The sequence below is a fragment of the Thioalkalivibrio sp. genome (genome assembly GCF_041690275.1).
In the GTDB taxonomy this organism is placed as follows: Bacteria; Pseudomonadota; Gammaproteobacteria; order Ectothiorhodospirales; family Ectothiorhodospiraceae; genus Thioalkalivibrio.
The window spans coordinates 1-21,409 of sequence record NZ_JAWLHP010000037.1; the positions used below are offsets into that span (position 1 = coordinate 1).

Annotated in this window: 21 protein-coding genes; 7 read left to right on the forward strand and 14 right to left on the reverse strand. The window is 68.7% G+C overall.

Annotated features, from left to right (window positions below; all coding sequences use genetic code 11):
• Positions 1–228: 228 nt before the first annotated feature.
• Positions 229–522: an acylphosphatase gene (locus ACESMN_RS08595; RefSeq protein WP_373053183.1), complete on the reverse strand. Its 294-nt coding sequence runs from the start codon at positions 520–522 to the stop codon at positions 229–231.
• Between the two features lie 20 nt (positions 523–542).
• Between ACESMN_RS08595 and arsC the strand changes: the two genes are divergently transcribed.
• The 3 genes from arsC to ACESMN_RS08610 are packed head-to-tail and all read left to right on the forward strand — an operon-like array spanning position 543 to position 1,846.
• Positions 543–896 carry an arsenate reductase (glutaredoxin) gene (gene arsC, locus ACESMN_RS08600; RefSeq protein WP_373053184.1) on the forward strand — a complete coding sequence of 118 codons (354 nt, stop codon included), beginning with the start codon at positions 543–545 and terminating at the stop codon, positions 894–896.
• Complete coding sequence (gene wrbA, locus ACESMN_RS08605) at positions 897–1,499, forward strand: NAD(P)H:quinone oxidoreductase (RefSeq protein ID WP_373053185.1); 603 nt, start codon at positions 897–899, stop codon at positions 1,497–1,499. It begins immediately after the preceding gene.
• A complete protein-coding gene (locus ACESMN_RS08610; RefSeq protein ID WP_373053186.1) occupies positions 1,496–1,846 on the forward strand; it encodes a DUF2069 domain-containing protein in 351 nt (116 codons plus the stop codon). Before wrbA ends, ACESMN_RS08610 begins: the two co-directional genes overlap by 4 nt.
• A 6-nt stretch (positions 1,847–1,852) precedes the next feature.
• On the opposite strand, the gene hda is transcribed toward ACESMN_RS08610, so the two are convergent.
• The 3 genes from hda to ACESMN_RS08625 are packed head-to-tail and all read right to left on the reverse strand — an operon-like array spanning position 1,853 to position 4,136.
• Entirely contained in the window at positions 1,853–2,575 is a 723-nt protein-coding gene (hda, locus tag ACESMN_RS08615) for a DnaA regulatory inactivator Hda (protein WP_373053187.1), read from the reverse strand.
• Complete coding sequence (locus ACESMN_RS08620; protein WP_373053188.1) at positions 2,572–3,153, reverse strand: CDP-alcohol phosphatidyltransferase family protein; 582 nt, start codon at positions 3,151–3,153, stop codon at positions 2,572–2,574. Before ACESMN_RS08620 ends, hda begins: the two co-directional genes overlap by 4 nt.
• Positions 3,150–4,136: a DUF2066 domain-containing protein gene (locus tag ACESMN_RS08625; RefSeq protein ID WP_373053189.1), complete on the reverse strand. Its 987-nt coding sequence runs from the start codon at positions 4,134–4,136 to the stop codon at positions 3,150–3,152. The genes ACESMN_RS08620 and ACESMN_RS08625 overlap by 4 nt, the downstream gene beginning before the upstream one ends.
• Before the next feature lie 270 nt (positions 4,137–4,406).
• Here ACESMN_RS08625 and purM point away from each other — a divergent pair, with 270 nt between their 5' ends.
• The 4 genes from purM to ACESMN_RS08645 are packed head-to-tail and all read left to right on the forward strand — an operon-like array spanning position 4,407 to position 8,336.
• Entirely contained in the window at positions 4,407–5,462 is a 1,056-nt protein-coding gene (gene purM, locus ACESMN_RS08630) for a phosphoribosylformylglycinamidine cyclo-ligase (RefSeq protein WP_373053190.1), read from the forward strand.
• Positions 5,462–6,205, forward strand: coding sequence for a phosphoribosylglycinamide formyltransferase (purN, locus tag ACESMN_RS08635; protein WP_373053213.1), 744 nt, complete (start codon positions 5,462–5,464; stop codon positions 6,203–6,205). The genes purM and purN overlap by 1 nt, the downstream gene beginning before the upstream one ends.
• Positions 6,181–6,921, forward strand: a complete 741-nt coding sequence (locus tag ACESMN_RS08640) for a DUF3108 domain-containing protein (protein WP_373053191.1) — start codon at positions 6,181–6,183, stop codon at positions 6,919–6,921. The genes purN and ACESMN_RS08640 overlap by 25 nt, the downstream gene beginning before the upstream one ends.
• Complete coding sequence (locus ACESMN_RS08645; RefSeq protein ID WP_373053192.1) at positions 6,918–8,336, forward strand: dihydrolipoyl dehydrogenase family protein; 1,419 nt, start codon at positions 6,918–6,920, stop codon at positions 8,334–8,336. The genes ACESMN_RS08640 and ACESMN_RS08645 overlap by 4 nt, the downstream gene beginning before the upstream one ends.
• A gap of 186 nt (positions 8,337–8,522) precedes the next feature.
• Here ACESMN_RS08645 and pmbA read toward each other — a convergent pair whose 3' ends face one another.
• From pmbA to ACESMN_RS08695, 10 genes are all read right to left on the reverse strand, one after another.
• The gene (gene pmbA / locus ACESMN_RS08650) at positions 8,523–9,884 is read right to left on the reverse strand and encodes a metalloprotease PmbA (protein ID WP_373053193.1); all 1,362 of its coding nucleotides are present in this window, start codon (positions 9,882–9,884) and stop codon (positions 8,523–8,525) included.
• 102 nt (positions 9,885–9,986) lie between these two features.
• A complete protein-coding gene (locus tag ACESMN_RS08655; protein ID WP_373053194.1) occupies positions 9,987–10,250 on the reverse strand; it encodes a hypothetical protein in 264 nt (87 codons plus the stop codon).
• Between the two features lie 44 nt (positions 10,251–10,294).
• Entirely contained in the window at positions 10,295–11,737 is a 1,443-nt protein-coding gene (gene tldD / locus ACESMN_RS08660) for a metalloprotease TldD (protein ID WP_373053195.1), read from the reverse strand.
• Positions 11,738–11,804: 67 nt separating this feature from the next.
• Positions 11,805–12,647: a carbon-nitrogen hydrolase family protein gene (locus ACESMN_RS08665; RefSeq protein ID WP_373053196.1), complete on the reverse strand. Its 843-nt coding sequence runs from the start codon at positions 12,645–12,647 to the stop codon at positions 11,805–11,807.
• Between the two features lie 19 nt (positions 12,648–12,666).
• On the reverse strand, positions 12,667–16,488 hold the full coding sequence (locus tag ACESMN_RS08670) for a YhdP family protein (RefSeq protein WP_373053197.1): 3,822 nt from the start codon (positions 16,486–16,488) through the stop codon (positions 12,667–12,669).
• Between the two features lie 105 nt (positions 16,489–16,593).
• Positions 16,594–18,078, reverse strand: coding sequence for a ribonuclease G (gene rng, locus ACESMN_RS08675; protein WP_373053198.1), 1,485 nt, complete (start codon positions 18,076–18,078; stop codon positions 16,594–16,596).
• Positions 18,079–18,183: 105 nt separating this feature from the next.
• Complete coding sequence (locus tag ACESMN_RS08680; protein WP_373053199.1) at positions 18,184–19,326, reverse strand: AI-2E family transporter; 1,143 nt, start codon at positions 19,324–19,326, stop codon at positions 18,184–18,186.
• Positions 19,323–19,718 (reverse strand): Crp/Fnr family transcriptional regulator, encoded by a 396-nt coding sequence (locus ACESMN_RS08685; protein WP_373053200.1) that lies wholly within the window; start codon positions 19,716–19,718, stop codon positions 19,323–19,325. The genes ACESMN_RS08680 and ACESMN_RS08685 overlap by 4 nt, the downstream gene beginning before the upstream one ends.
• A complete protein-coding gene (locus ACESMN_RS08690) occupies positions 19,718–20,464 on the reverse strand; it encodes a type 1 glutamine amidotransferase (RefSeq protein WP_373053201.1) in 747 nt (248 codons plus the stop codon). Before ACESMN_RS08690 ends, ACESMN_RS08685 begins: the two co-directional genes overlap by 1 nt.
• Entirely contained in the window at positions 20,464–21,408 is a 945-nt protein-coding gene (locus ACESMN_RS08695) for a LysR family transcriptional regulator (RefSeq protein WP_373053202.1), read from the reverse strand. The genes ACESMN_RS08690 and ACESMN_RS08695 overlap by 1 nt, the downstream gene beginning before the upstream one ends.
• Position 21,409: the final 1 nt, after the last annotated feature.

Sequence of the window (21,409 nt, forward strand, 5' to 3'; positions counted from 1 at the left end):
ACGATGATCGCGGTTGGGGTGGGAGCGGCTTCCAGCCGCGATGGCTTCAGGTAAGACGATGATCGCGGTTGGGGTGGGAGCGGCTTCCAGCCGCGATGGTTTCAGGTAAGACGATGATCGCGGCTGGAAGCCGCTCCTACGCGCCGCTCCTACGCGCCGCTCCTACGCGCTGCTCCGGCGCTCCGGTCGCACCGCGGCCGGCTATTGGCCCCGCCCCTGCCACCTGATTCAGCGGGTGGAAAATCCCTCCGGCATCGGGTCCGGCAACGGCTCGGAGGAACAGTCCACTGAGTCGACCCGGGCCCCGGTCGGGCCGACCCCCAGCCACGACTGCAATTCCCCCAGCGCCGAGTGCGAGCCCACCGCCAGCACCTCGACACTGCCGTCCTCGAGGTTGCGGGCGTGACCCGCGAGCCCGAGCGAGCGGGCCTTACGCTGCGTCGAGGCGCGGAAGAAGACCCCCTGCACACGTCCGGTTACCCTGCAGCGCAGGGCCTCGGTACCATGGTCGCTGCTGTTCATGCTGACCCCCGGAGACGACGATGAGTGAATCACCCCGTATGTATCACAATCCGCGCTGCAGCAAGTCCCGTGCCGCCCTGGCCCTGTTGCGCGAGCGGGGGATCGAGCCGGAGATCGTGGAATACCTGAAGACACCGCCGGACCGGACAGCGCTTGAGGACCTGATCGCGATGCTGGGCGTCAGTCCGAGGAACCTGCTGCGCACCAGCGAGGCCGCGTATCGAGAGCTCGGTCTGGCCGATGCGGAACTGCCGGATGAACGGATCATCCAGGCAATGGTCGATCATCCGAAGCTGATCGAGCGTCCGATCGTGATCCACGGCGGACAGGCCCGGATCGGGCGCCCCCCGGAACGCGTACTGGAGATTGTGTAGATGACCGAGATCCTTGTGCTGTACTACAGCCGCTACGGCGCAACCGCCCAGCTCGCACGGCACATCGCCACCGGCGTCGAGAAGGCCGGGGCGGTGGCCCGGGTCCGGACCGTGGCGCCCGTCACCACCAATCTGGGCGAAGAGGCGCAGCCGGTGCCCGACCAGGGCCCGCCGTATGCATCCACCCGCGACCTCGAGGAGACGGACGGCCTGATCCTCGGTTCGCCGACCCGCTTCGGCAACATGGCCGCGCCACTGAAGTACTTCCTCGACGGCACCAGCGGTCTCTGGGCCAGCGGCACCCTCGTGGACAGACCCTTCGCGGTCTTCACCAGCACCGCGTCGATGCACGGCGGTCAGGAGACCACGCTGCTCAGCATGGCCCTGCCCCTGATCCACCAGGGCATGCTGTGGGTCGGCGTGCCCTACTCCGTCCCCGAACTCACCAGCACCTCCAGCGGCGGCACGCCGTACGGTCCGTCGCACGTGGCGGGTGCCGACAGCCAACGCGAGATCACGCGCGATGAACGGCGCATCGCCGAGGCCCTCGGCGAGCGGGTCGGACGGCTGGCGAGCCGGCTCGGGCAGGGATCGGCGGATTGAGCCGGATCGATGCCGGACGCTGGCTGGCCCTTGGCGGCTACTTCGGTCTGTTCCTGCTGATCCTGGTCTGGACCAGCCTGGTCGATCCGCCCCGGCACCTGCCGCGCTCTCTGGTGCTGCTGGTCCTCCTGCTGCCGTTGCTGGCGCCGCTCCGCGGGCTGCTGCACGGGCGCGTCCGGACCCACGCCTGGACCAGCCTGCTGTCGCTGTTCTACGTGGCGGTCGGCATCACGCTGGCCGCAGTTGCGGCGGACCGGGTCTACGGGCTGGCGATGCTGACCCTCGCGCTGCTGCTGTTCGCGGGAAGCCTGCTCTACGTGCGCGCGGCGCGCGCGTCCGGGAGCTGACGGTCGTCAGTGCCCGGCGGGCCGCGGCCGCAGGTGCTCGCGGATGAACGGGATCGTGAGCCGGCGCTGTTCGGCCAGGGCCGCGAGGTCCAGCCGGTCGAGGAGCGTGAGCAGGAATTCGAGGTCTCGGCACTCGTGCCGGAGCAGATACTCGGCCACCGCATCGCTCAGCTGCAGCCCGCGCAGCCCGGCGCGCTTCTGGAGGATCGCCTTCAACTCGAGGTCGCCGGGCTGGTCGATCCGGAACACCGGGCCCCAGCCGAGCCGCGAAACCAGGTCCGGAAGGTCGCAGCCGAGGCCCTCCGGGGTGGTGCGCGACGCCACCAGCAACTGACCCTCGCGCTCGCGCACGCGGTTGACCAGACCAAAGAGCGCGCGCGCCCAGTGCGGGCCACCGGCGACCGCCTGCAGGTCATCCAGGGCCAGCAGGTCGAGCCGGGACATGCCCTCCAGGACGACCGCGGGATCGCGGTGACCCAGTTCCGCAAGCGGCAGGTAGGCGCAGGACCGTTCCCGCGCCGAGGCCTCGTGGCAGGCCGCCTGCAGCAGATGGGTCTTGCCGCAGCCCTCGGCGCCGTGCAGGAACAGCTGACGTTCGCCCGCGGACCCGGAGGAACCCGCCATGCCGCGCAGCGTCGCCACCAGCAGGCCATGACTGCCCGTGTGAAAGGTCTCGAACCGCGAGCTGTCGCGCAGCCGCAGGTCGAGCGGGAGCTGCCCGGCCCTCATGCCGGGGGCGATTCGCGGTTGCCGCCCGCGGCCCGCAGGTGCTGGCGCGCCCGCTGCCCCCAGACCACGGTGTACGCCAGCCCGCTGGCGACCGTGGTGAAGGCGACGATCGCGATCAGGAGCCGGATCCAGATCGGATCCAGTTCCAGGATCCCCACCTTCAGAATCGCGCCCAGCACCAGCAGGATCTGGAAGAAGGTGTTGATCTTGCTGATCATCAATGGCTCGACGTGCAGGGGACCCACCCAGTGCCGATAGGCCAGCGACCCCAGCGACAGCCACAGGTCGCGCCCGGCAACCAGGAACAGCAGCCAGATCGGGAGCAGCCCGCTCAGGGTCACGGCCAGATAGATGCCCAGCATCAGGATCTTGTCTGCGGCCGGATCCAGCCAGGCGCCAAGGCGCGTGGTCCAGCCGTAACGGCGTACGAGATGGCCATCCACCACATCGCTGAACCCGGCGATGGCGAGGAGCACCAGCGCCGGCCAGTAATCACCCCGGTAGAGGAACCAGACAATCGGGATGGTCAGCAACATCCTGGCCAGCGTGATCAGGTTGGGGAGCTGGCGCAGACTCATGGGCTGGCGCGCGGGGCCCGGAACCACAGGTCGATCTCCGCGCCGTCGCGAGGCGCGTCCGCGGCGGCGAAGCCCTCGCCCGCCAGCACCTCGGCCAGGGCACGCCGGTCCAGACCGCTGCTCAGCGCGAGCACCGCCGCGTCCGGCAGCAACCGGCGAATCTGCACCGACTCAACGGCCTCCAGGGCGCCCAGCCGCGCGCGCAGCAACTGCAGCTCGGCGATCCCGGCCACGCCGCCGAAGCCGACCAGCGCCGACTCGTCCGCGACCAGGACCCGGGCCACGTGGACGCCGAGCCGATCCATTGCCTGCGCCGCTGCCTCCCGTGCCGCTGCGGCAGCCGATGCGGCGGTGGTGTCCGCCTGCACCTCGTAGCCGCGATGGGACAGCCACGCGCGGGCCCGGACCCGGTCACCGCGGTGTGCCAGGTGCAGCAGCAGCAGGCCGTCCGGGTCGTAGCGGCGGCTCGGCTCGACCAGTGCCTCGGTCACTCCTCCGACGATGTCGGCGGTGTGTATCTGCCGCCGGTCCTGGAGATCCGCCAGCGGAATGAGCAGCGGCAGATCGCGGCCGGCAGCCCAGCCCCGAAGCGACGCGAGCACCGACTCCTCGTCCATTCCCGAGCCCAGCAGCAGGCGCCGGTCGTCGCGTTCCAGCACGACCCACGCCAGCAGCGCGGGTGGCGATCCGGCCCAGACCGGCACCGCCGCCTCCTGCAGCGCGGACCGGAGTCGGGCGCGGTCGAAGGCGAGCAGGAAGCGCTCCGCACCCCGGCGCTCCAGCGAGCGCAACCACCCCCGGTCGGGATCCGCCAGCATCGCCGCTGCGAGATCGGACAGGGCCGGCGAGTGGAAGCCCGCGATGCGAAGCAGCGCCTCATCGAGACCGGCAGCCACGGCCGCGTCCTCGCCGGGGGCATCCACCATCAGCTCTAGCAGTGCGGCGCGCGCCGGGGTCACCAGCAGCAGGAGGAGCCCCAGCATCGCGACGGTCCGCTGCGACCACCCTGCCAGCCCGCCACGAAACCGCCGCGCCCCCACGCCGCCGCAGGGCCGCCGGGCGCGCCCCGGCGCCCGGGTCGACGCGGCACAATCCCGCAATCCACTGACCTGAACGACCACTTGCCTCTCCAGCAACCACACCAGCACACCGAACAGGCAACATAGCACAGCCGGGGCCTGATCCCGGAGCCCCTTTTTGCATGGGCTACCGCCCGTCGCTACCATTCACTACCCGCGTTCACGAGACTCTCCATGCCCGAATCCCACCCTGGTCTGACCTACCGCGACGCCGGTGTCGACATCGATGCAGGCAATGCCCTGATCGACCGCATCAAGCCGTACGCCGCGCGCACGCTGCGGCCCGGTGTGCTTGCAGGGCTCGGGGGCTTCGGTGCGCTCTTCGAGCTCCCGGTCGAGCGCTACCGCAGGCCTGTACTGGTCTCCGGTACCGACGGCGTCGGCACCAAGCTTCGCCTCGCGCAGGAGCTGGGCCGGCACGACACCATCGGCATCGACCTGGTCGCGATGTGCGTGAACGACATCATCGTGCAGGGCGCGGAACCGCTGTTCTTCCTCGACTACTACGCGACCGGCCGCCTGGACGTGGATGTCGCCGCGGACGTGGTGCGGGGGATCGCCGAGGGTTGCGAACAGGCCGGCTGCGCGCTGGTGGGTGGCGAGACGGCCGAGATGCCGGGGATGTACCCGGACGGCGACTATGATCTCGCCGGGTTCGCGGTCGGGATCGTCGAGAAGGACGAGCTCCTCGACGGCAGCCGGGTGCGCGCGGGTGATGTCCTGCTGGGCCTGGCCTCCAGCGGACCGCACTCCAACGGGTACTCGCTGATCCGGCGCGTGCTGGAACTCGGCTCAGCGGAACTCGAGCAGCCGCTCGGCGGCAGCGGGGAGATCAATCTCGGCGACGCGCTCCTCGCCCCGACGCAGATCTACGTGCGCGCGGTGCTCGGGCTGCTGCGAACCGGGCGCGTGCACGCTCTGGCCCACATCACCGGGGGCGGGCTCACCGAGAACCTGCCGCGCATCCTCGCGCGCGGTCTTGACGGCCGGATCGACCTCGGGTCCTGGCCGCGCCCGCCGGTGTTCGACTGGCTGCAGGGCACTGGCGGTGTTCAGGAGCCGGAGATGCTGCGGACCTTCAACTGCGGCATCGGCATGGTGGCCGTGCTACCGGAGAGCGGCGTGGACGCCGCTATCTCGGAACTGGCCGCGACGGGGATCCCCGCCTGGCCGATCGGCGTGGTCACCGAGGGATCCGGCGCGCCCACGATCCACTACAGCGCCTCATGATGCCGGGACCGGAGGCGGCGGCCGGCGTGGCTGGCGCGGGCAACCGTGGCGCGCAGGATTCCGAGAAGCGGCTCGCGGTCCTGATCTCGGGGCGCGGGAGCAACCTGAAGGCCCTGATCGATGCCTGTGCCGATGGCCGGGTGAACGGCCGGATCGTGGTGGTGATCAGCAACCGTCCCAGCGCCCCGGGCCTCGCCCATGCGCGGGAGGCGGGGATTCCACAGGTGCTGATCGACCATCGCCGGTACCCTGATCGCGAGGCCTTCGATCGAGCGCTGGGCGACAGCCTGGCGAGCCATCAGCCGGACCTGGTGGTGCTCGCCGGGTTCATGCGCGTGCTCACGCCCGGCTTGGTCAGGCGCTTCGAGAACCGGATGGTGAACATTCACCCGTCCCTGCTGCCTGATCTCCGCGGACTGGACACCCACGCCCGCGCGCTGGCGGCCGGGGTTGCACACCACGGCGCCAGCGTGCACTTCGTCACCACGGAACTCGACAGCGGTCCCGTGGTCATGCAGGCTCGGGTTCCGGTCTGCCCTGGCGACACCCCGGAGACACTGGCTGCGCGGGTGCAGGCAGCGGAACACCGCCTCTACCCTGCCGCGGTCGAGATGATCTGTTCAGGACGGGTTCACGCCGCGAGCGACAACATATGGTGCGACGGACAGCGGCTGGAACGTCCCCTGCTGCTGGATCCGGCACCGGAGACCAAGAAATCATGCGTTGGCACCACCTCATCCTGATCCTCTGCCTGGCGGGGACCGCCCAGGCCGGGGCTGCGACCACGATCCCGCCATACACGGCCACCTACGAAGCGCATGCCTACGGCAACCGCCTGATTGCCCACAGCACGCTGAGCCACGACGGCGAGAATCTGCACATGGCCCTGGATGCCCACGTATCCGGCTTTCTGCGCCTGCTCGGACGCTTCGAGTTCGATCGGGAGGCGGTATTCCACCCGGAAGCCGACCATCCGCGCCTGCTGAGCACCCGCAGCGTCCGCATCACGCCGGGCCGCGAACGGCGGACGGAGACCCGGTTCGACTGGAGCGAGGGGCGGGCCCGGGGCCGGCACAACGGGAAGGCCTTCGAGGTACAGGTTCCGCCCGACACGGTGGACTTCCTGTCGTCGGTGTATCTGACCATGACCGGACTGCGCGACGGCGATTTCGATTCCACCCTCCGCCTGTCCGTCCTCGAGCGTGACCGGCTGCGCGACTACACGCTGGTACTCGAGGGCCGGGAGCGGATCGAAACCGAGCTGGGCCGCAAGGACACCCTTCGGGTGGTCCGCACGAGTGATGACAGCGACGTGGAACTCTCCGGCTGGTTCGCTCCCGACCTGCACTACCTGCCGATGCGGCTGGACTACGAGGCTGACGGTCACGTCTTCCGGCTGGAACTGACCAAGCTCGAATGGCACGAACCCCTGATCTCTCCTGAGAAAGCGCGCCCATGACCGATACCCATGACCTCGCGGTGATCGGCAGCGGCCCCGGCGGCTATCGCGCCGCGGTCCTCGGTGCCCTGCGCGGTCTCGACGTCGTGATCGTGGAGGGGGGCGAATGGGGCGGCTGCTGCCTGAACCGCGGCTGCGTGCCGAAGAAGGACTGGTATCACAGCGCCCGGCTGATTGCGGCACAGGGACACTTCGAGGGCCGCGGGATCCGCGGAACCCTGTCGGGCAACCTGGACCAGGCGTGGACCCACCAGCACGAGGTGGTTACAACCGTGCGGAACAGCTACCGGAGCTACCTCAAGCACCTGAAGGTGCGCAGCGTGGACGGACACGCCCGGCTCGTCGGCCCGGAGGAGATCGAGGTCCGGGGGGGCACCGGCACCCTGACCGTGCGGGCGCGCCACACCATCATCGCGACCGGCGCCGAGCCGATCGTCCCGCAGCCCTTCGAACTCGCGGAGGGACGTATCCTCAGCACCGACACGCTGTTCGACCGCCCGCCGCCAGCGGGCGAGCGCGTGGCGGTGATTGGCAGCGGCGTGGTGGCCACCGAGTTCGCGTACATCCTCCGAATGCTCGGCCGGGAGATCACCTGGCTCACCCGCTCGCGCCCCCTGTCCCGGCTGGGCTTCAGTCCCCAGGCGCTGTCGACCCTGAACAGCCGGCTCGCTGCGGCGGACGTGAAGCCGCTGCAGGTGCCGGGCTACCAGGCCGTGCAACACGGGGACGACGGAGTGGCGATCACCGCCTCCGACGGACAGCGCTTCGAGGTCGACTGGGTCCTGCTGGGGACTGGCCGCAGGCCGCATACAGACGGACTGGGACTCGAGGATATAGGCATTGAAACGGACCGGCACGGGTTTGTGAAGCGCGACGAGACCCTCCAGACCGCGGTGCCGAACATCTATGCGATCGGGGACGTCGCCGGACACTGGATGACCGCCAACCACGCCCTGTCGGACGCCACCATCGCAGTCGATAACATTCTCGGCGGCAACAAGCGCCGCCAGGACGGTCGGTTCGTGCCCATGGTGGTCTACAGCGCGGTCGAGATGGCCCGGCTCGGCATGGACGAGGACAGCGCGGAGGACGAGGAACTCGAGCCCGCGGTCGGTTTCGCCGCGTTCGAGACCTCGCCGCGCGCGCTCGGACAGGACGAACCGGAGGGTTTCGTGCGGCTGATCGGCGACATGGACAGCGGCGCACTGCTGGGCGGCGAGATCATCGGCGGCGATGCCGGCGAGCTGATCCACCTGCTGTCGCTGGCACCCGACCGTGACACGGCCCTCGCATGGCTCGCGCGCGGCACGTGGAACCACCCCGCACGCGCGGAGGAAATCCTGAATGCCACCGAGACCCTGGCCTCCAAATGGCATCTGCAGGCGGCCATCTTCGGAGACACCGGAAGGGGCTAGCGGGCCATGCTGGCACGGCATCCCGGAGAATGAAGACCCGCCCCGGAAGAACACCGAAACCCACGGCATGATGTAAAGGTCTCGCGGGCCCCTCTCTCCCGCGTGCGGGGAGCAGGGGCGGGGACAGATTTACAAATCTGTCCCCGGGGGTTCGCATATGTCCCCGGGAATACTCCGGCGGGGACCTCAATCGCCGGCGACGGTCATCCCCTCGACCAGGATCGAGCCGGTACGGATGTTGCCACGAATGTCGACGTCGTTCCCGACCGCGGCGATCCCCCGGAAGACGTCCCGGAGATTGCCGGCGATGGTGATCTCCTCCACCGGGTAGGCGATCTCGCCATTCTCGACCCAGAAGCCCGCAGCCCCCCGGGAATAGTCGCCGGTGACGAGGTTGACACCCTGGCCGATCATCTCCGTGACCAGCAGGCCCGTACCCATGTCCGACAGCAGCCCCTGCAGCCCCTTCTCCCCGGGATGCGGCTGCACGCTGACATTGCGTGCCCCGCCCGCGTTACCGGTGGTGCGCAGCCCCAGACGCCGGGCCGCGTAGCTGTCGAGGATGTAGTCCTGCAGCACGCCCGCGGTGACCAGGTCCCGCGGCCGCGTGCGCACCCCCTCGCCATCGAACGGCGCGCTGCCCAGCGCGCCAGGCAGCAGCGGCTCCTCGACGATACGCATCCAGCCGGGAAAGACCTCCCGTCCAGCCGCATCGAGCAGGAAGGAGCTCTTGCGATACTGTGCGCCACCGCTGATCGCCCGCGTGAAGTTACCGATCAGGCTGCGCGCCATCTCCGGCACGAACAGCACAGGGCACTGCCGCGTCCCGAGCTTGCGCGCGCCGAGACGCCGCAGTGCCCGCTCCGCGGCCTCGCGTCCGATCGCCTCGCCCGCAGGCAGCCGGGAGGGGTCGCGCGAGGTGCCGTAGGCGTAGTCACGCTGCATGCCGCCGTCGCCACGGGCGACGAGGGCGCAGGAGATGGAGTGTCGGGTACTGCGGTAGCCGCCCATGAAGCCGTGGGTGTCACCGAGGACCGACATCGCGCGACGGGTGCTGACGCTCGCGCCCTCGGAATTGTCCACCCGCGGGTCCACCGCGAATCCGGCGGTCTCGACCTCTCGCGCGAGATCGATGCCCCGGCCCGCCGGGCAATCCCAGGGGTGATCGAGCTGGAGGTCGGGCCAGTCGCGCGCCTGCTCGTCGGGATCCGGCAGGCCGGCGTACGGATCCGGCTCGGTGTACCGTGCGATTCGGCAGGCGGCCTCCGCGGTCTGCCTGAGCGCCTCGGGGCTGAAGTCGGTCGTCGAGGCCGCCCCCTTCGACTGCCCGAAATAGGCGACCAGGCCCATCTGCTGGTCCCGCTCGTATTCCAGCGTCTCGACCTCACCCCTGCGCACCGTTACCGCGAGCCCCACATTGTGGCTGACCGCCGCCTGCGCGGCCGACGCGCCGCAGCTGCGCGCATGATCGAGGATCATGGCCACCCGCTCCTGCATCGACTCGGGCGTGTGCGAGAGTTCCTGAACTTCCGGTGCTGCTTGATCCATGCGCCTTATCCATTTCCTGCCGTGGCCGGGACCCGTCCCGGCCATGTCCTCAGAAGGGAGAATCGGAGGCCCGCGCGCACGATGACCGCGCGAGCGGCAGGCTCAGGGACTCGCCCCGTGCTTGTTCACCGCGGCCCGATTGCCCCATTGCTCCAGGTCGTCCACGTGCACGCCCACCCAGTAGAGCAGCCCGATGCTGTCCCGGGTGTGGCCGCCGACCAGTTCCTGCCCGTCCTCCAGGTGAATGCCGCGGGCAAAGTCCTCCGCCTGCGAACGGGACCGGAAGACGTGCCACTGCACGACGCGGTCGGCTCCGTGGCCCTCCGGCAGCGACTGCTCCTCCTCGAGAAACGCGAGCTCGTTCATATGATCTCCTGACTATCGTTGGTTGCCGACCGTCCGCCGGGGTCTCAGGCCGCCTGGGTGCCGCCGACGGTCATGCCGTCGATGCGCAGTGTCGGTTGTCCCACGCCCACCGGTACCCCCTGCCCCTCCTTGCCGCAGGTGCCGACACCGGTGTCCAGTTCGAGATCGTTACCGATCATCGAGACCCGCGTGAGCACATCCGGACCGTTGCCGATCAGGGTCGCCCCCTTCACCGGCCGGGTCACCCGACCGTTCTCGATCAGATAGGCCTCGGATGCGGAAAACACGAACTTCCCGGAGGTGATGTCGACCTGCCCGCCACCGAAATTCACCGCGTAGAGACCCCGATCCACCGAGGCGAGGATCTCGCCCGGGTCGGCCGCCCCGGGAAGCATGTAGGTATTGGTCATGCGCGGCATCGGCAGGTGCGCGTAGGACTCGCGGCGGCCGTTGCCGGTCGAACGCGTCCCGCTCAGACGGGCGTTCAGCCGGTCCTGCATGTAACCCCGCAGGTAGCCATCCTCGATCAGCGTCGTCTGCTGGGTCACCGTGCCCTCGTCATCGACATTCAGCGAACCGCGCCGGCCGGGCATGGTCCCGTCATCGACGATGCTGATCCCCGGGGCGGCAACCCGCTCCCCGATGCGTCCGGCGAAGGCCGATGTCCCCTTGCGGTTGAAGTCGCCCTCGAGGCCGTGGCCGATCGCCTCGTGCAGCAGCACGCCCGGCCAGCCAGGCCCGAGCACCACCTTCATGGTCCCGGCAGGCGCGTCCACCGCCTCGAGATTCACCAGGGCCTGACGGACCGCCTCGCGGGCGTAGGCACCCGCACGGTCATCATCCGTGAAGAAGGCATAACCCGAGCGTCCCCCGCCGCCCGACGAACCGGACTCGCGGCGCCCCCCCTGCTCCACCAGGACCTGCACGTTCATGCGCACCAGCGGCCGTACATCCGTGACCATCTCGCCGTCGGCAGTCAGTACCAGCACCACCTCGCGCACCCCTGCAAGGGAACAGATGACCTGTGTCACGCGCGGATCGGCCGCGCGGGCGACCGCATCCATGTGCTTGAGGAGCTCGATCTTGCGAGCCTCGTCCAGGGATCCCAGCGGGTCGTCGGGCAGATACAGCGCAGTATCGCGGGCGGCGCCCGGCCGAACCGGGATCGATCCGGTCTGCCCGGCGCTGGCGATGCTGCGTGCGGTCCGGCCCGCCTCCAGCATCGCGGGAAGACTGATCTCGTCGGAATAGGCGAAGCCGGTCTGCTCGCCGGAGATCACCCGGATGCCGACGCCGCGTTCGATGTTGAAGCTGGCGCTCTTGACCAGCCCGTCCTCGAGCGACCAGCCCTCCTGGGAAATGAACTGGAAGTAGCAGTCACCGCCGTCCGTGCCGCGGCCGAAGGTCGCGCCCAGCACGGAAGCGAGCCCGTCATCGGTGATGCCGCCGGGCTCAAGCAGGGTTTCTCGGGCAAGGCTGTCAATCATGGTGGTTCCTGTGATGTTCGGTTCGGTGGAATGGTTCCCCGGCTCCGCGGGACGGGCAGCAGCGTGCTCAGCCCTCCGTGTCCGGCACCTCGATCTCGCAGGCAAGCCGGCGGTGATGCACCGCCGGAAAGAGCTTGCGGATGCGTCCCACGCAGTCGCAGCTCAGGTCGGCGATCAATACTCCGGGATTGCGGCCCAACTGCGCCACGACACGGCCCCAGGGATCCACCAGCGCGCTGTGACCGTAGGTCTCGCGTCCGTTCACATGGAAGCCGCCCTGGGCCGCGGCCAGCATGAACAGCTGGTTCTCGATTGCACGGGCCCGGAGCAGGATGTCCCAGTGCGCCTGACCGGTCTGCGCGGTGAAGGCCGAGGGCATCGCCACAAACTCGGCGCCCTGGTCGAGCAATCCCCGGAACAGTTCCGGAAAACGCAGATCGTAGCAGACGGCCAACCCCATCCGCCCGAAAGGCGTATCGAGCGTGACGATATGGTCACCGGACTCGTAGATGCGCGACTCGGCATAATGCTCGTCGCCATCCGGGATGCGCACATCGAAGAGGTGCATCTTGTCGTAGCGGGCCACACGCCGGCCCTGATCGTCGTACACCAGGCAGGCCGAACGCGCCCGGTCACCGCGCGCGGTGCGCAGCGGCACCGTCCCCCCGACCAGCCAGATCCCGAGCCGCTTGGCCTGCTCGGCCAGGAAGCCCTGCAGCGGACCCGCGTCGGGATCCTCCGCGATCTTCAGGATATCGCCGTCCCGCATGCCCATCATCGCGAAATTCTCGGGCAGCACCACCAGACCCGCTCCCTTCGCGGCGGCTTCCTTCAGAAGTCGCTTCGCCTCCAGTAGATTGGCCTGGGGCTGCGGTCCCGACGCCATCTGTATGGCGGCAACATTCGTCATGGCATGCACCATTCCTTCATCAGTCTGCAGCTCCCTGTTCCGCTCTCACGCGCGCGGTCACCTCTGGTTCGGACCATGGACCGGTCACGAAATATTCCACCCGTGCGGCCTCCTCTACCTGGTCCCCTATACCCAGAGCGCGCTCCACCACCAGTACGACCACCCCGGTGACGGGCCCTCCCAGCAGTGCCCCGACAATGGGCAAGGTGGAACGCAGGCGCGGCACCACGACGATCGACTGGTCGAAGTCCCGCGCGACGAGGCCAGTGCGACCACTGACCCTGACCACGGCCGACGGGCTCTCGATCCGCAGTTCCGGCAGCAGCAGATCACCGCCGTCCAGCAGCGCCTCACCGACCATGTGATCGAAGGCCAGCCCTTGAGTATAGACATCCCTGAAGTCGAGGCGCAGACGCCTCGGCACGAGGTCAAGGCTGACCAGCCCCAGCAGGCGCCCGGCCCCGGGATCGACATCGCGCAACTGCCCCTCCTGCACGTCGATCTCGATCCGTCCCTGTAACGCGGCAAGTTCCGGCGCGTACAGCGCCCCCGGCCAGGACAGTTGCAGCCGGCCGGTGCCCTCGCCCTGCTCGAGCGCTGCCGACACGCCCATGGATCCGAGGCCCTGCCCCCAGTTACTGCCGCTGACCTCCGTGTCGAGCCGCGACTCCGTGCCACCGTCCGGCGTCACCAGCCAGTGGCCCTCGCCCTCGAGCGCCACCCCCTTCAGGGGCGAGACTGCGCGCAGGCGGCTGAGCTCGAGGCCTTCCTCCACTGGCTGCAGCTCGATCTCGACTCCGGCGAACTCCAGCCACGCGAGGCGCAGATCGTCCACACGCAGGTCGATCGCGGGCCATCTCCTGGGGTCCGCAAGGCCCGATCCCAGGCCGTACCCGGAACGTTCCGGCGGCTCTGTCCACCCATCCAGGTGCAGGCGTTCCAGGTGCACGTACCAGCGTTCCCGCTGACCCGGATCATCGGGGGGGTCCGGACGAACCGACCAGACCCGTCCCTGCAGCCATTCGGAGTCGATGTCGAGACGGCGACCATAGTCCGTTGGCGACAGGCGGGCCCGCAGCCCGGGCAGGGACCTTCCACGCCAGCGCAGGCTGTCGCGAATCTCGATCTCGGCCCGGTGCAAGCGCAGGCCTTCCGCGGCGCCCCCCGGGGAATCCGGGCGCTCCAGCGATTGCACCAGCCGCTGCCACGCCTCCGCATCGGGGGACTCCAGGCGGGCATTCAGGTCCATGCCGTCCTCGGGCAGCGGTGGCAGCTCGGGATGCGGCCGGCCCAGCGCGAGCGCGACCGCCCGGACCGTCCCCGGCTCGAGCGCCTCACCGGGGGCGACTCTCACCCGGGCCGCGAGCACGCCATCGAAATCGACGCGGCCCGTGGCCTCCTTCGCCTGACCGAGGGGCCACACGATCCGGATCGGACGCCGGGTGCCCCGCGTCTTGGCCAGAGGCGCGGGCCAGTTGAGCTCGACGCCCTCCAGATCCGAGGACAGATCCAGCCAGGAATCGCCGGCGGCATCGAGCACGATATCCGCCTCCCAGGTCGGCATGCCCCGGACCCGGCCCAGAAAGGCATGCCGGTCGCCGATCCAGGGCGCCAGGGGCTGCGGTCCGCGCGCACGGATCAGGGTGCGCTGGCCGCGGGCATCCCGTTGCAGATCCAGCACCACAGGCTCGTCATGAACCTGCGCAGTGATGCCCTGCCCACGGATGCCGGTCTCGGGATCGAACCGTACCTCGCCCGCGATTCCGGCGAGCCGGATACCGGATTCCGGGAGTTCCAGGACCCCATCGCGCAGCCTCAGGCTGCCGGCAACCCGGACTCGTTCAGCCGCCCTGCGGTACAGCGGGATCCGCAGCGCCAGATCCAGTTCGCTGGCTCCTTCGGGCTGCAAGCCGGCGAGAACGGAGCCGAACCCGGTTCCGATGCCGGCACGTTCCAGATAGACCCTGAGATCGTCCGGGGTCCCGCGTGCCTGCCCCTGGATCTCCAGTTCGGGCTCGCGCAGCATGTTGGCGACGGTGACCTCGGTGTCGCCGATCTCGGAGTCCAGGATCCGTCCGGCAGCCTGTTCCGCGCGGAACATTGCGTTGTGGAAGATCAGCGTTCCGGACAGTTCGCGCGCCTCGGGCCAGCCAGGACGGTAGTCCAGCAGCCCGTCCTCGATCGAGGCACGGAGGTGGAACAGTCCCTCGCCGTCCTCGAACGGGAAGTCGGCGGGGTTGCCGCGCAACACCATGCCGCCCCCGGTGACCGTGCCCCTCCGGATGCTCTCGACCAGCCAGCGGTAGGTGTTCGCCGGAAGCCGGTGCACCGGCAGGTACCGGGCCACCTGGCGTCCGTCCGCGCGCAGGATGCCCAATGCCAGGTCGAGGTGCGGCTCCGCACCCAGCTCGATGCGGCCGCGACCTTCCACTGCCGCGTCCTCGTTCGCGAGTCTGAATTCGCCGACCTCGAGACCCCAGCCTCCGGACCGCCGTTCCACGCCGACACGGGCGTGCAGACCATCGGCCCACAGCGGGTCCGCGAAGAGCGATGGCAGCGCCAACCCGAACCCACTGCTGTCCAGTGCCAACTCCCCCCGACCGCCGCGCCACTGCATCGAGACATCGAGTCCGCTGAAGGCCGGCACCGCGCCCACCGCATCGACGGTCAGACCACGCAGCAGCGCATCCGCGACATGCACGCGCCAGCCCTCGTCCCCGCGTTCCAGCTCCATGTAGAGGGAATCCAGCTGTCCTCCCGGATCCAGTGCGGCGAGGCGGGCCAGGTCGGGCACCCCGGGCAGCCGCACTGCGGCGGCCGGGCGTGCGAGCCTGCGCACGTCGACGCCGGTAGCGGCCACGGTGATCCGGTGCGCAGACCGGTCGGGGGCGTTGACGTGGTATTCCAGGCGCAGATCCCCGGCACCCGGGGTGGTGGCGGACCAGTGGGACTCGCTGCGCGAACCACGCCGGCGCCACCGGAACCGGTGCCCGAGTTCCTGGACCCGCGGAGAGAGCTGTGGGGCATGAATGACACGGGTCCGGTGCTCCCCCTGGAGGCGCCGCACGCGACCATCTTCGAGGTCGGCCCACAGACGCACCGAGCTCATGCCCGAAGGGCCTCCGTGCAGCCATCCGCTCGCGCGGGTCCAGTATTGCAGTTGAAGGTCCTCGGCCTCCAGATAGAACTCGATCCGGTCGGGTCCCGCAGGCGGGATCGAGATGCCAACGTACACCGGACCGCCGGCCTCCGGAAGCAGGCTGCCGGAGCCGGCCAGCCGCAGACCGGCGGCGTCCGAGCGCAGGCCCACGCGGTCCACGAAGAGCCCGGTGTGGACACCGGTGATTGCATCCTCCCACTGCAGAGAACCATCGGTGATCTCGAGGCGCTCCATGCCGGCAAAGTGCCGTCTCCAGTCGATGGCCATGGACCGGTCGCCCCCGAAGTGCCAGCCGTGCACGTCCCAGCTGCCGTCGGTATTGCGGGTGACGTGCAGATCGACGCCGGCAAGCCTCGCCTTGCGCAGCGCGGGCGCGCGCGTGTGGAGGCTCCGCATCGGATCCAGGCTCACGCCGAGCTCTTGCGCCACCAGCGGAACCGCGCCGGCGCCGGTGATCCGCACATCGCGCGCCACCAGCTCCGGCATCCATCCCGACCAGCCGAGCTGCAGCGACTCGAGCTGCACCTCCCGATCGATGATCGCGCCGACGCGCTGTTCCACCTGCGTGGCCAGGCCCGCCCAATGCGGCAGCAGGAGGCGCAGGGCAAGCAGGAGCAGTGCCAGCAGCGCGAGGACCACGGCCAGCGCGGCGAGGCCATGGCGCAGACTCCGGCGGATCATCGCGGCACGTCCCTACGACGGGCCGCCGCCCGGGGACACGCCGGCAGCGCGGCGACGGCGTCTGCGGGGAGACCAGCGCTCATTCGGCTCCGGGGTCCGTCCTGGTCAGATGAACACGACGTCGAACTGCTCCTGCTGGTAGAGGATCTCCACCTGGAACCGGATCGGCACGCCGACGAACTCCTGGAGCTCGGCAAGGCTGGAGGACTCCTCGTCCAGTAGCAGGTCGATCACGCTCTGTGAGGCCAGCACCCGAAGCTCCCGCGCATCGTACTGACGCGTCTCGCGCAGGATCTCCCGGAACAGCTCGTAACAGACGGTCTCGGCCGACTTCAGATAGCCGCGCCCGCCACAGGTCGGACAGGGCTCGCAGAGCAGGTGCTCAAGGCTCTCGCGGGTACGCTTGCGGGTCATCTCGACCAGCCCCAGCGGCGAGACATCGCAGATCTGGCACTTCGCATGATCGCGTTCCAGCGCCCGGTCCAGCGCCCGCAGCACCTGTCGCTTGTGCTCCTCGTCCTGCATGTCGATGAAGTCGATGATGATGATGCCCCCGAGATTGCGCAGCCGCAGCTGCCGGCCGATCGCCTGTGCGGCCTCGAGGTTGGTCTTGAAGATCGTCTCCTCGAGGTTGCGGTGGCCGACGAAGCCACCGGTATTGATGTCCACCGTGGTCATCGCCTCGGTCTGGTCGAAGATCAGGTACCCGCCGGACTTCAGTTCGACCTTCCGCTCCAGGGCGCGCTGGATCTCCTCCTCGACGTTGAAGAGTTCGAAGATCGGGCGTTCCCCGGGGTAGTGCTCGATGCGGTCGGTGAGCTCCGGGATGTAGCGCTCGGCGAACTCGCGGACGCGCTGCCAGGTCTCGCGCGAGTCGATCCGCACCCGCTCCAGGTCCACACCCACCATGTCGCGGATGATACGCAGCACCAACGGCAGATCGGCGTGGATCTCCTGTCCGGCCGGGCAATTCGCCGCGTTCTCCTGCAGCGTGTCCCAGAGCTTCTTCAGAAACAGCACGTCCTTGCGCAGCGCGGCATCATCCGCGAGCTCGGCCGCGGTGCGCACGATGAAGCCGTGCTCCGGGGCCAGCTCCCCGCGCAGCGCCTCCATCGTCTCGCGCAGGCGGCTGCGGGTGGCATCATCCTCTATGCGGGTGCTGATCCCGATGGTGCCCTGGTTCGGCATCAGCACCAGATGCCGTGACGGGACCGTGACGTAGGTGGTCAGGCGGGCGCCCTTGGTTCCGAGCGGGTCCTTGATCACCTGGACCAGCAGTTCCTGGCCCTCCCGCAGCAGCTGGCTGATCGATTCGTTGCGCCGCGGCGGCTCACCGTTGTTGCACAGCTCCTCGCGCTCGACCGGCGCGACGTCCGAGGCGTGCAGGAAGGCGGTCCGCTCGAGGCCGATGTCCACGAAGGCCGCATCCATGCCCGGAAGCACTCGGCACACGGTACCCTTGTAGATGCTGCCAACCAGGCCGCGGCGCCGGGTCCGCTCGAGGTGGAGTTCGGTCAGGATGCCGTTCTCCACGAGCGCAACCCGGCTCTCCTGCGGGGTGATGTTCATCAACAGTTCCGTGCCGGTCATGCATCCTCTCTTGTACTGAATCCGTGCTTCCTGCCGGCGCACGGCCAGCGGAACGCGCTGCGCGCGATCCCCACCTTAACCGATCATCGTGCCGCCACGCGGCCGTCAGGCTGTGGTCGGACCCGCCGGAGTCTCCGGCCGCTCCTCCCCGCCCCCGGCGTTCTGCACAGCCCCGTCTTCCCGGGCCGGACCATCATCCCGAAAGTGGCGTGGCCACGACTTCAGCACCGCGTGCACGAGTGTGGCCAGCGGGATCGCGAAGAACACGCCCCACAGGCCCCAGATGCCGCCAAAGATGAACACCGCCGCGATGATCGCCACCGGGTGCAGGTTGACCACCTCGGAGAACAGCAGCGGCACCAGCACGTTGCCATCCACGAACTGGATCACCCCGTAGGCGATCAGCACCCAGACGAACTCGGTGGACAGCCCGAACTGGAAGTAGGCGACCAGCGCCACCGGAATGGTGACGACGGCGGCTCCGATGTACGGGATGATCACGGAGATCCCGACCATGAACGACAGCAGCACCGCGTACTGCAGCCCGAACCAGTGGAATACGGTGAAACTCACCGCCCACACCAGGAGTATCTCGATGAACTTGCCGCGCACGTAGCTGGCGATCTTCATGTTCACCTCGTTCCACACCTGGCTCGCCAGGCGCCGGTCCCTGGGCATGAAGCCCATGAACCAGTCGAGGATCGCGTCCCGGTCCTTCAGCATGAAGAAGACCATCAGCGGTATCACGATCAGATAGATCACCACCGTGACCAGGTGCTGCGCCGAGGCCAGCGAGACCTTCACGACCTGCTGCCCGAAGACCGTCGCCTCCGTGCGCATCGCTCCCATGATTTCGAAGACCTGCTCCTCCGAGACGATCTGCGGGTAGCGCTCGGGCAGCTGCAGCAGCAGCGCCTGTCCCTGGGAGATCATCACCGGCAGCTCGCGGACCAGCTGCGTGACCTGCTGCGACATCAGCGGCACCAGCCCGAAGAGCGCCGTGGCAACCAGCGCAAAGAAGCAGGCCATCACGATGATCACCGCCGCCAGCCGCGGGAGCCGCAACCGTACCAGCTTGCTCACAGCGCCCTCCAGCAGATAGGCAATGATCAGGCTGGCGAGCAGCGGGGCCAGGATGCGCCCGGCAAAGATCACCAGCAGGAAGCCGGCCAGCAGCAGGAGCGCAAGAATCACCACCTGCGGGTCGGTGAAATGCCGCTCGTACCAACGCCGCAGGACTTCGATCATGAGGAGGAACGCACCTTCTCGTAGTGGCGCGCAAAGATTACCTCGAGTTCGTCGATCACCTCGGCGGCCGGCCGGCCCTGCATCACGTGCTGGCCCATCAGTGCCGAGGTCTCGTTCAGCAGCGGACCCCGTTCCAGCATGTGATAGGTCTCGGAAAGCCGGCGCATTGCCTTGATCACGGATTCCTGCTCCGGCCGCGGAATCTCTTTCGGCTCCGGCAGCGGGGCCGCCTCGCCCTCCGGAACCTGGGCGAGCAGGAACTCGGCGAACTGCAGCAGCGTGCGCTGCTGCTCCTGCGGCAGCCTGCCGGCGATCTCGGCGAGACGCCGTGACGGATCACCGGCCTTGCCGCCGCCCGCCTTCTTGCCGAGCGCCATGTTCATCGGCGTCATCAACTGTCCGTCTCCACCTTGAGGCTGAATACCGGCATCTTGCGCCGTTCCTGCATCAGCGACAGCTCGGTGACCAGGCCGACCACCACCTGGGCGGTCACCTCCTGCATCGCCTGCCACTCCATGCGCGCCTCGCCGAGCAGCTCACCGATGTTCGGTGGCGGATTGTGACGCGCCTCCATGATGATATCCTCCAGCATGCCCGGTTTCATTTCCGGGCGGAACAGCAGAGCGTAGGTCAGCTCGTCCGGCCGAACCGCGAGCCAGCGGCCTTCGTCGTCCACCAGGGTCGGCTCCAGCCCCTCCGGCAGATCCACGCGGCCGTTCACCAGCACCAGCACGCGCCGGCCATCGACCGCCTCCGCGAGCGCGTCGCCCTCGCCGGCCGGGGTCTTGTGCGCAGTGACGAACTCCGCACGGTACATCGGATCGGCGTGGGCGGTTCCGCCCGCCTGCAGGGCCACCAGCAGGCCGCCCATGCCCAGGCCGATCACGGGACGCCTCGAGCGGCGGAATATGTCGATCAGCGCCAGCTCGTCCGACAGTTGCGGATTGTGTTCCTCGTCCGTGAGCGGCCACGCCCCTCCGAGCAGCCACAGTCCGTCGAACTGCGCCGCCGAGCCCGGCATGTCCTGCCCCACGAAGGGGCGATGGTAGGAAAAGCCGATGTCGCGCTTTTCGAGCTGTGATTCTATCAAGCCGAGGAATTCGGAATAGGTGTGCTGTACCACGCAGTAGTTCTTCATCAAGGCTCCTTGGCAGCAGTTGAGTGATGGATGCCCCGCGGCTCGCGATCCGCGTCCGTGCAGTATTCACGGACGAAGCGCAGCAGCACCTCGAGGGTGGGCACCCGAAACTTCTGGCGCGCGTGCACCAGCGAGATCGGCCGCTCCAGCGGCGGATCCAGTGCAATCGCCACCAGTTGACCCAGGGCGACTTCCTTTGCGATGACCGATTCGGAGAGCATAGACACACCCATGCCGGCGACCACCGCGCCCTTTATCGCCTCCGGGCTCCCGAGTTCCATGCACAGGTTGAGCCGGCTGCGGCTGTAGCCCTGGCGTGTCAGGTATTCCATGATCACCTCCCGGGTTCCGGAGCCCTCCTCGCGGCAGACAAAGGGCTCGTCCATGAAGTCCGCAAGGGTGACGCTGCTGCGTCCCGCAAGCCGATGATCAGGCGGCACGATCAGCCGCAGCTGGTCGATCAGGCAGGCCTGCACGACCAGGTTGCGGTTGCCGACCGGAGCCTCGACCACGCCGAGGTCGATCTCGCTCTCCTCGACCATGGCCACCACCGAATCGCTATTGCCGACGCGCAGGCTGATGCCCACATCGGGATGGCTGCGCAGGAAGGCCCCGAGCAGCGTCGGCAGCAGGTACTCGGCAACGGTGGTGCTGGCGCCGAGCACCAGCGCTCCGCCGACCGCGCCCTTGAGCTCGCGCAGGGCGTCCTCCATCTCCGCATAGGTCTCGAAGATGCGCTCCGCGTACCGGAAGACCAGGCGGCCGGCATCGGTGAGCGCCACCCGGTTGTGGGTCCGGTCGAACAAACGGGTATCCAGCTGCTCCTCCAGCTGCCGGACCTGGAAGGTCACCGCAGGCTGGGTCATGTGCAGCACCTCGGCGGCCCGCGTAAACGACAGCAGACGGGCCACGGTGAAGAACACTTGCAAGCGCCGGTCCGACATG

Excerpts from the sequence above, each read along its gene's own strand:
- ACESMN_RS08665 (WP_373053196.1), bottom strand. The coding sequence starts at position 12,647 with ATGACGAATGTTGCCGCCATACAGATGGCGTCGGGACCGCAGCCCCAG.
- purM (WP_373053190.1), top strand. The coding sequence starts at position 4,407 with ATGCCCGAATCCCACCCTGGTCTGACCTACCGCGACGCCGGTGTCGAC.
- ACESMN_RS08680 (WP_373053199.1), bottom strand. The coding sequence starts at position 19,326 with ATGATCGAAGTCCTGCGGCGTTGGTACGAGCGGCATTTCACCGACCCG.
- ACESMN_RS08690 (WP_373053201.1), bottom strand. The coding sequence starts at position 20,464 with ATGAAGAACTACTGCGTGGTACAGCACACCTATTCCGAATTCCTCGGC.
- ACESMN_RS08645 (WP_373053192.1), top strand. The coding sequence starts at position 6,918 with ATGACCGATACCCATGACCTCGCGGTGATCGGCAGCGGCCCCGGCGGC.
- ACESMN_RS08670 (WP_373053197.1), bottom strand. The coding sequence starts at position 16,488 with ATGATCCGCCGGAGTCTGCGCCATGGCCTCGCCGCGCTGGCCGTGGTC.
- ACESMN_RS08695 (WP_373053202.1), bottom strand. The coding sequence starts at position 21,408 with ATGTCGGACCGGCGCTTGCAAGTGTTCTTCACCGTGGCCCGTCTGCTG.
- hda (WP_373053187.1), bottom strand. The coding sequence starts at position 2,575 with ATGAGGGCCGGGCAGCTCCCGCTCGACCTGCGGCTGCGCGACAGCTCG.
- ACESMN_RS08655 (WP_373053194.1), bottom strand. The coding sequence starts at position 10,250 with ATGAACGAGCTCGCGTTTCTCGAGGAGGAGCAGTCGCTGCCGGAGGGC.
- ACESMN_RS08595 (WP_373053183.1), bottom strand. The coding sequence starts at position 522 with ATGAACAGCAGCGACCATGGTACCGAGGCCCTGCGCTGCAGGGTAACC.
- ACESMN_RS08685 (WP_373053200.1), bottom strand. The coding sequence starts at position 19,718 with ATGACGCCGATGAACATGGCGCTCGGCAAGAAGGCGGGCGGCGGCAAG.
- tldD (WP_373053195.1), bottom strand. The coding sequence starts at position 11,737 with ATGATTGACAGCCTTGCCCGAGAAACCCTGCTTGAGCCCGGCGGCATC.
- purN (WP_373053213.1), top strand. The coding sequence starts at position 5,462 with ATGCCGGGACCGGAGGCGGCGGCCGGCGTGGCTGGCGCGGGCAACCGT.
- ACESMN_RS08625 (WP_373053189.1), bottom strand. The coding sequence starts at position 4,136 with ATGCTGGGGCTCCTCCTGCTGCTGGTGACCCCGGCGCGCGCCGCACTG.
- ACESMN_RS08640 (WP_373053191.1), top strand. The coding sequence starts at position 6,181 with ATGCGTTGGCACCACCTCATCCTGATCCTCTGCCTGGCGGGGACCGCC.
- rng (WP_373053198.1), bottom strand. The coding sequence starts at position 18,078 with ATGACCGGCACGGAACTGTTGATGAACATCACCCCGCAGGAGAGCCGG.
- pmbA (WP_373053193.1), bottom strand. The coding sequence starts at position 9,884 with ATGGATCAAGCAGCACCGGAAGTTCAGGAACTCTCGCACACGCCCGAG.
- ACESMN_RS08620 (WP_373053188.1), bottom strand. The coding sequence starts at position 3,153 with ATGAGTCTGCGCCAGCTCCCCAACCTGATCACGCTGGCCAGGATGTTG.
- wrbA (WP_373053185.1), top strand. The coding sequence starts at position 897 with ATGACCGAGATCCTTGTGCTGTACTACAGCCGCTACGGCGCAACCGCC.
- arsC (WP_373053184.1), top strand. The coding sequence starts at position 543 with ATGAGTGAATCACCCCGTATGTATCACAATCCGCGCTGCAGCAAGTCC.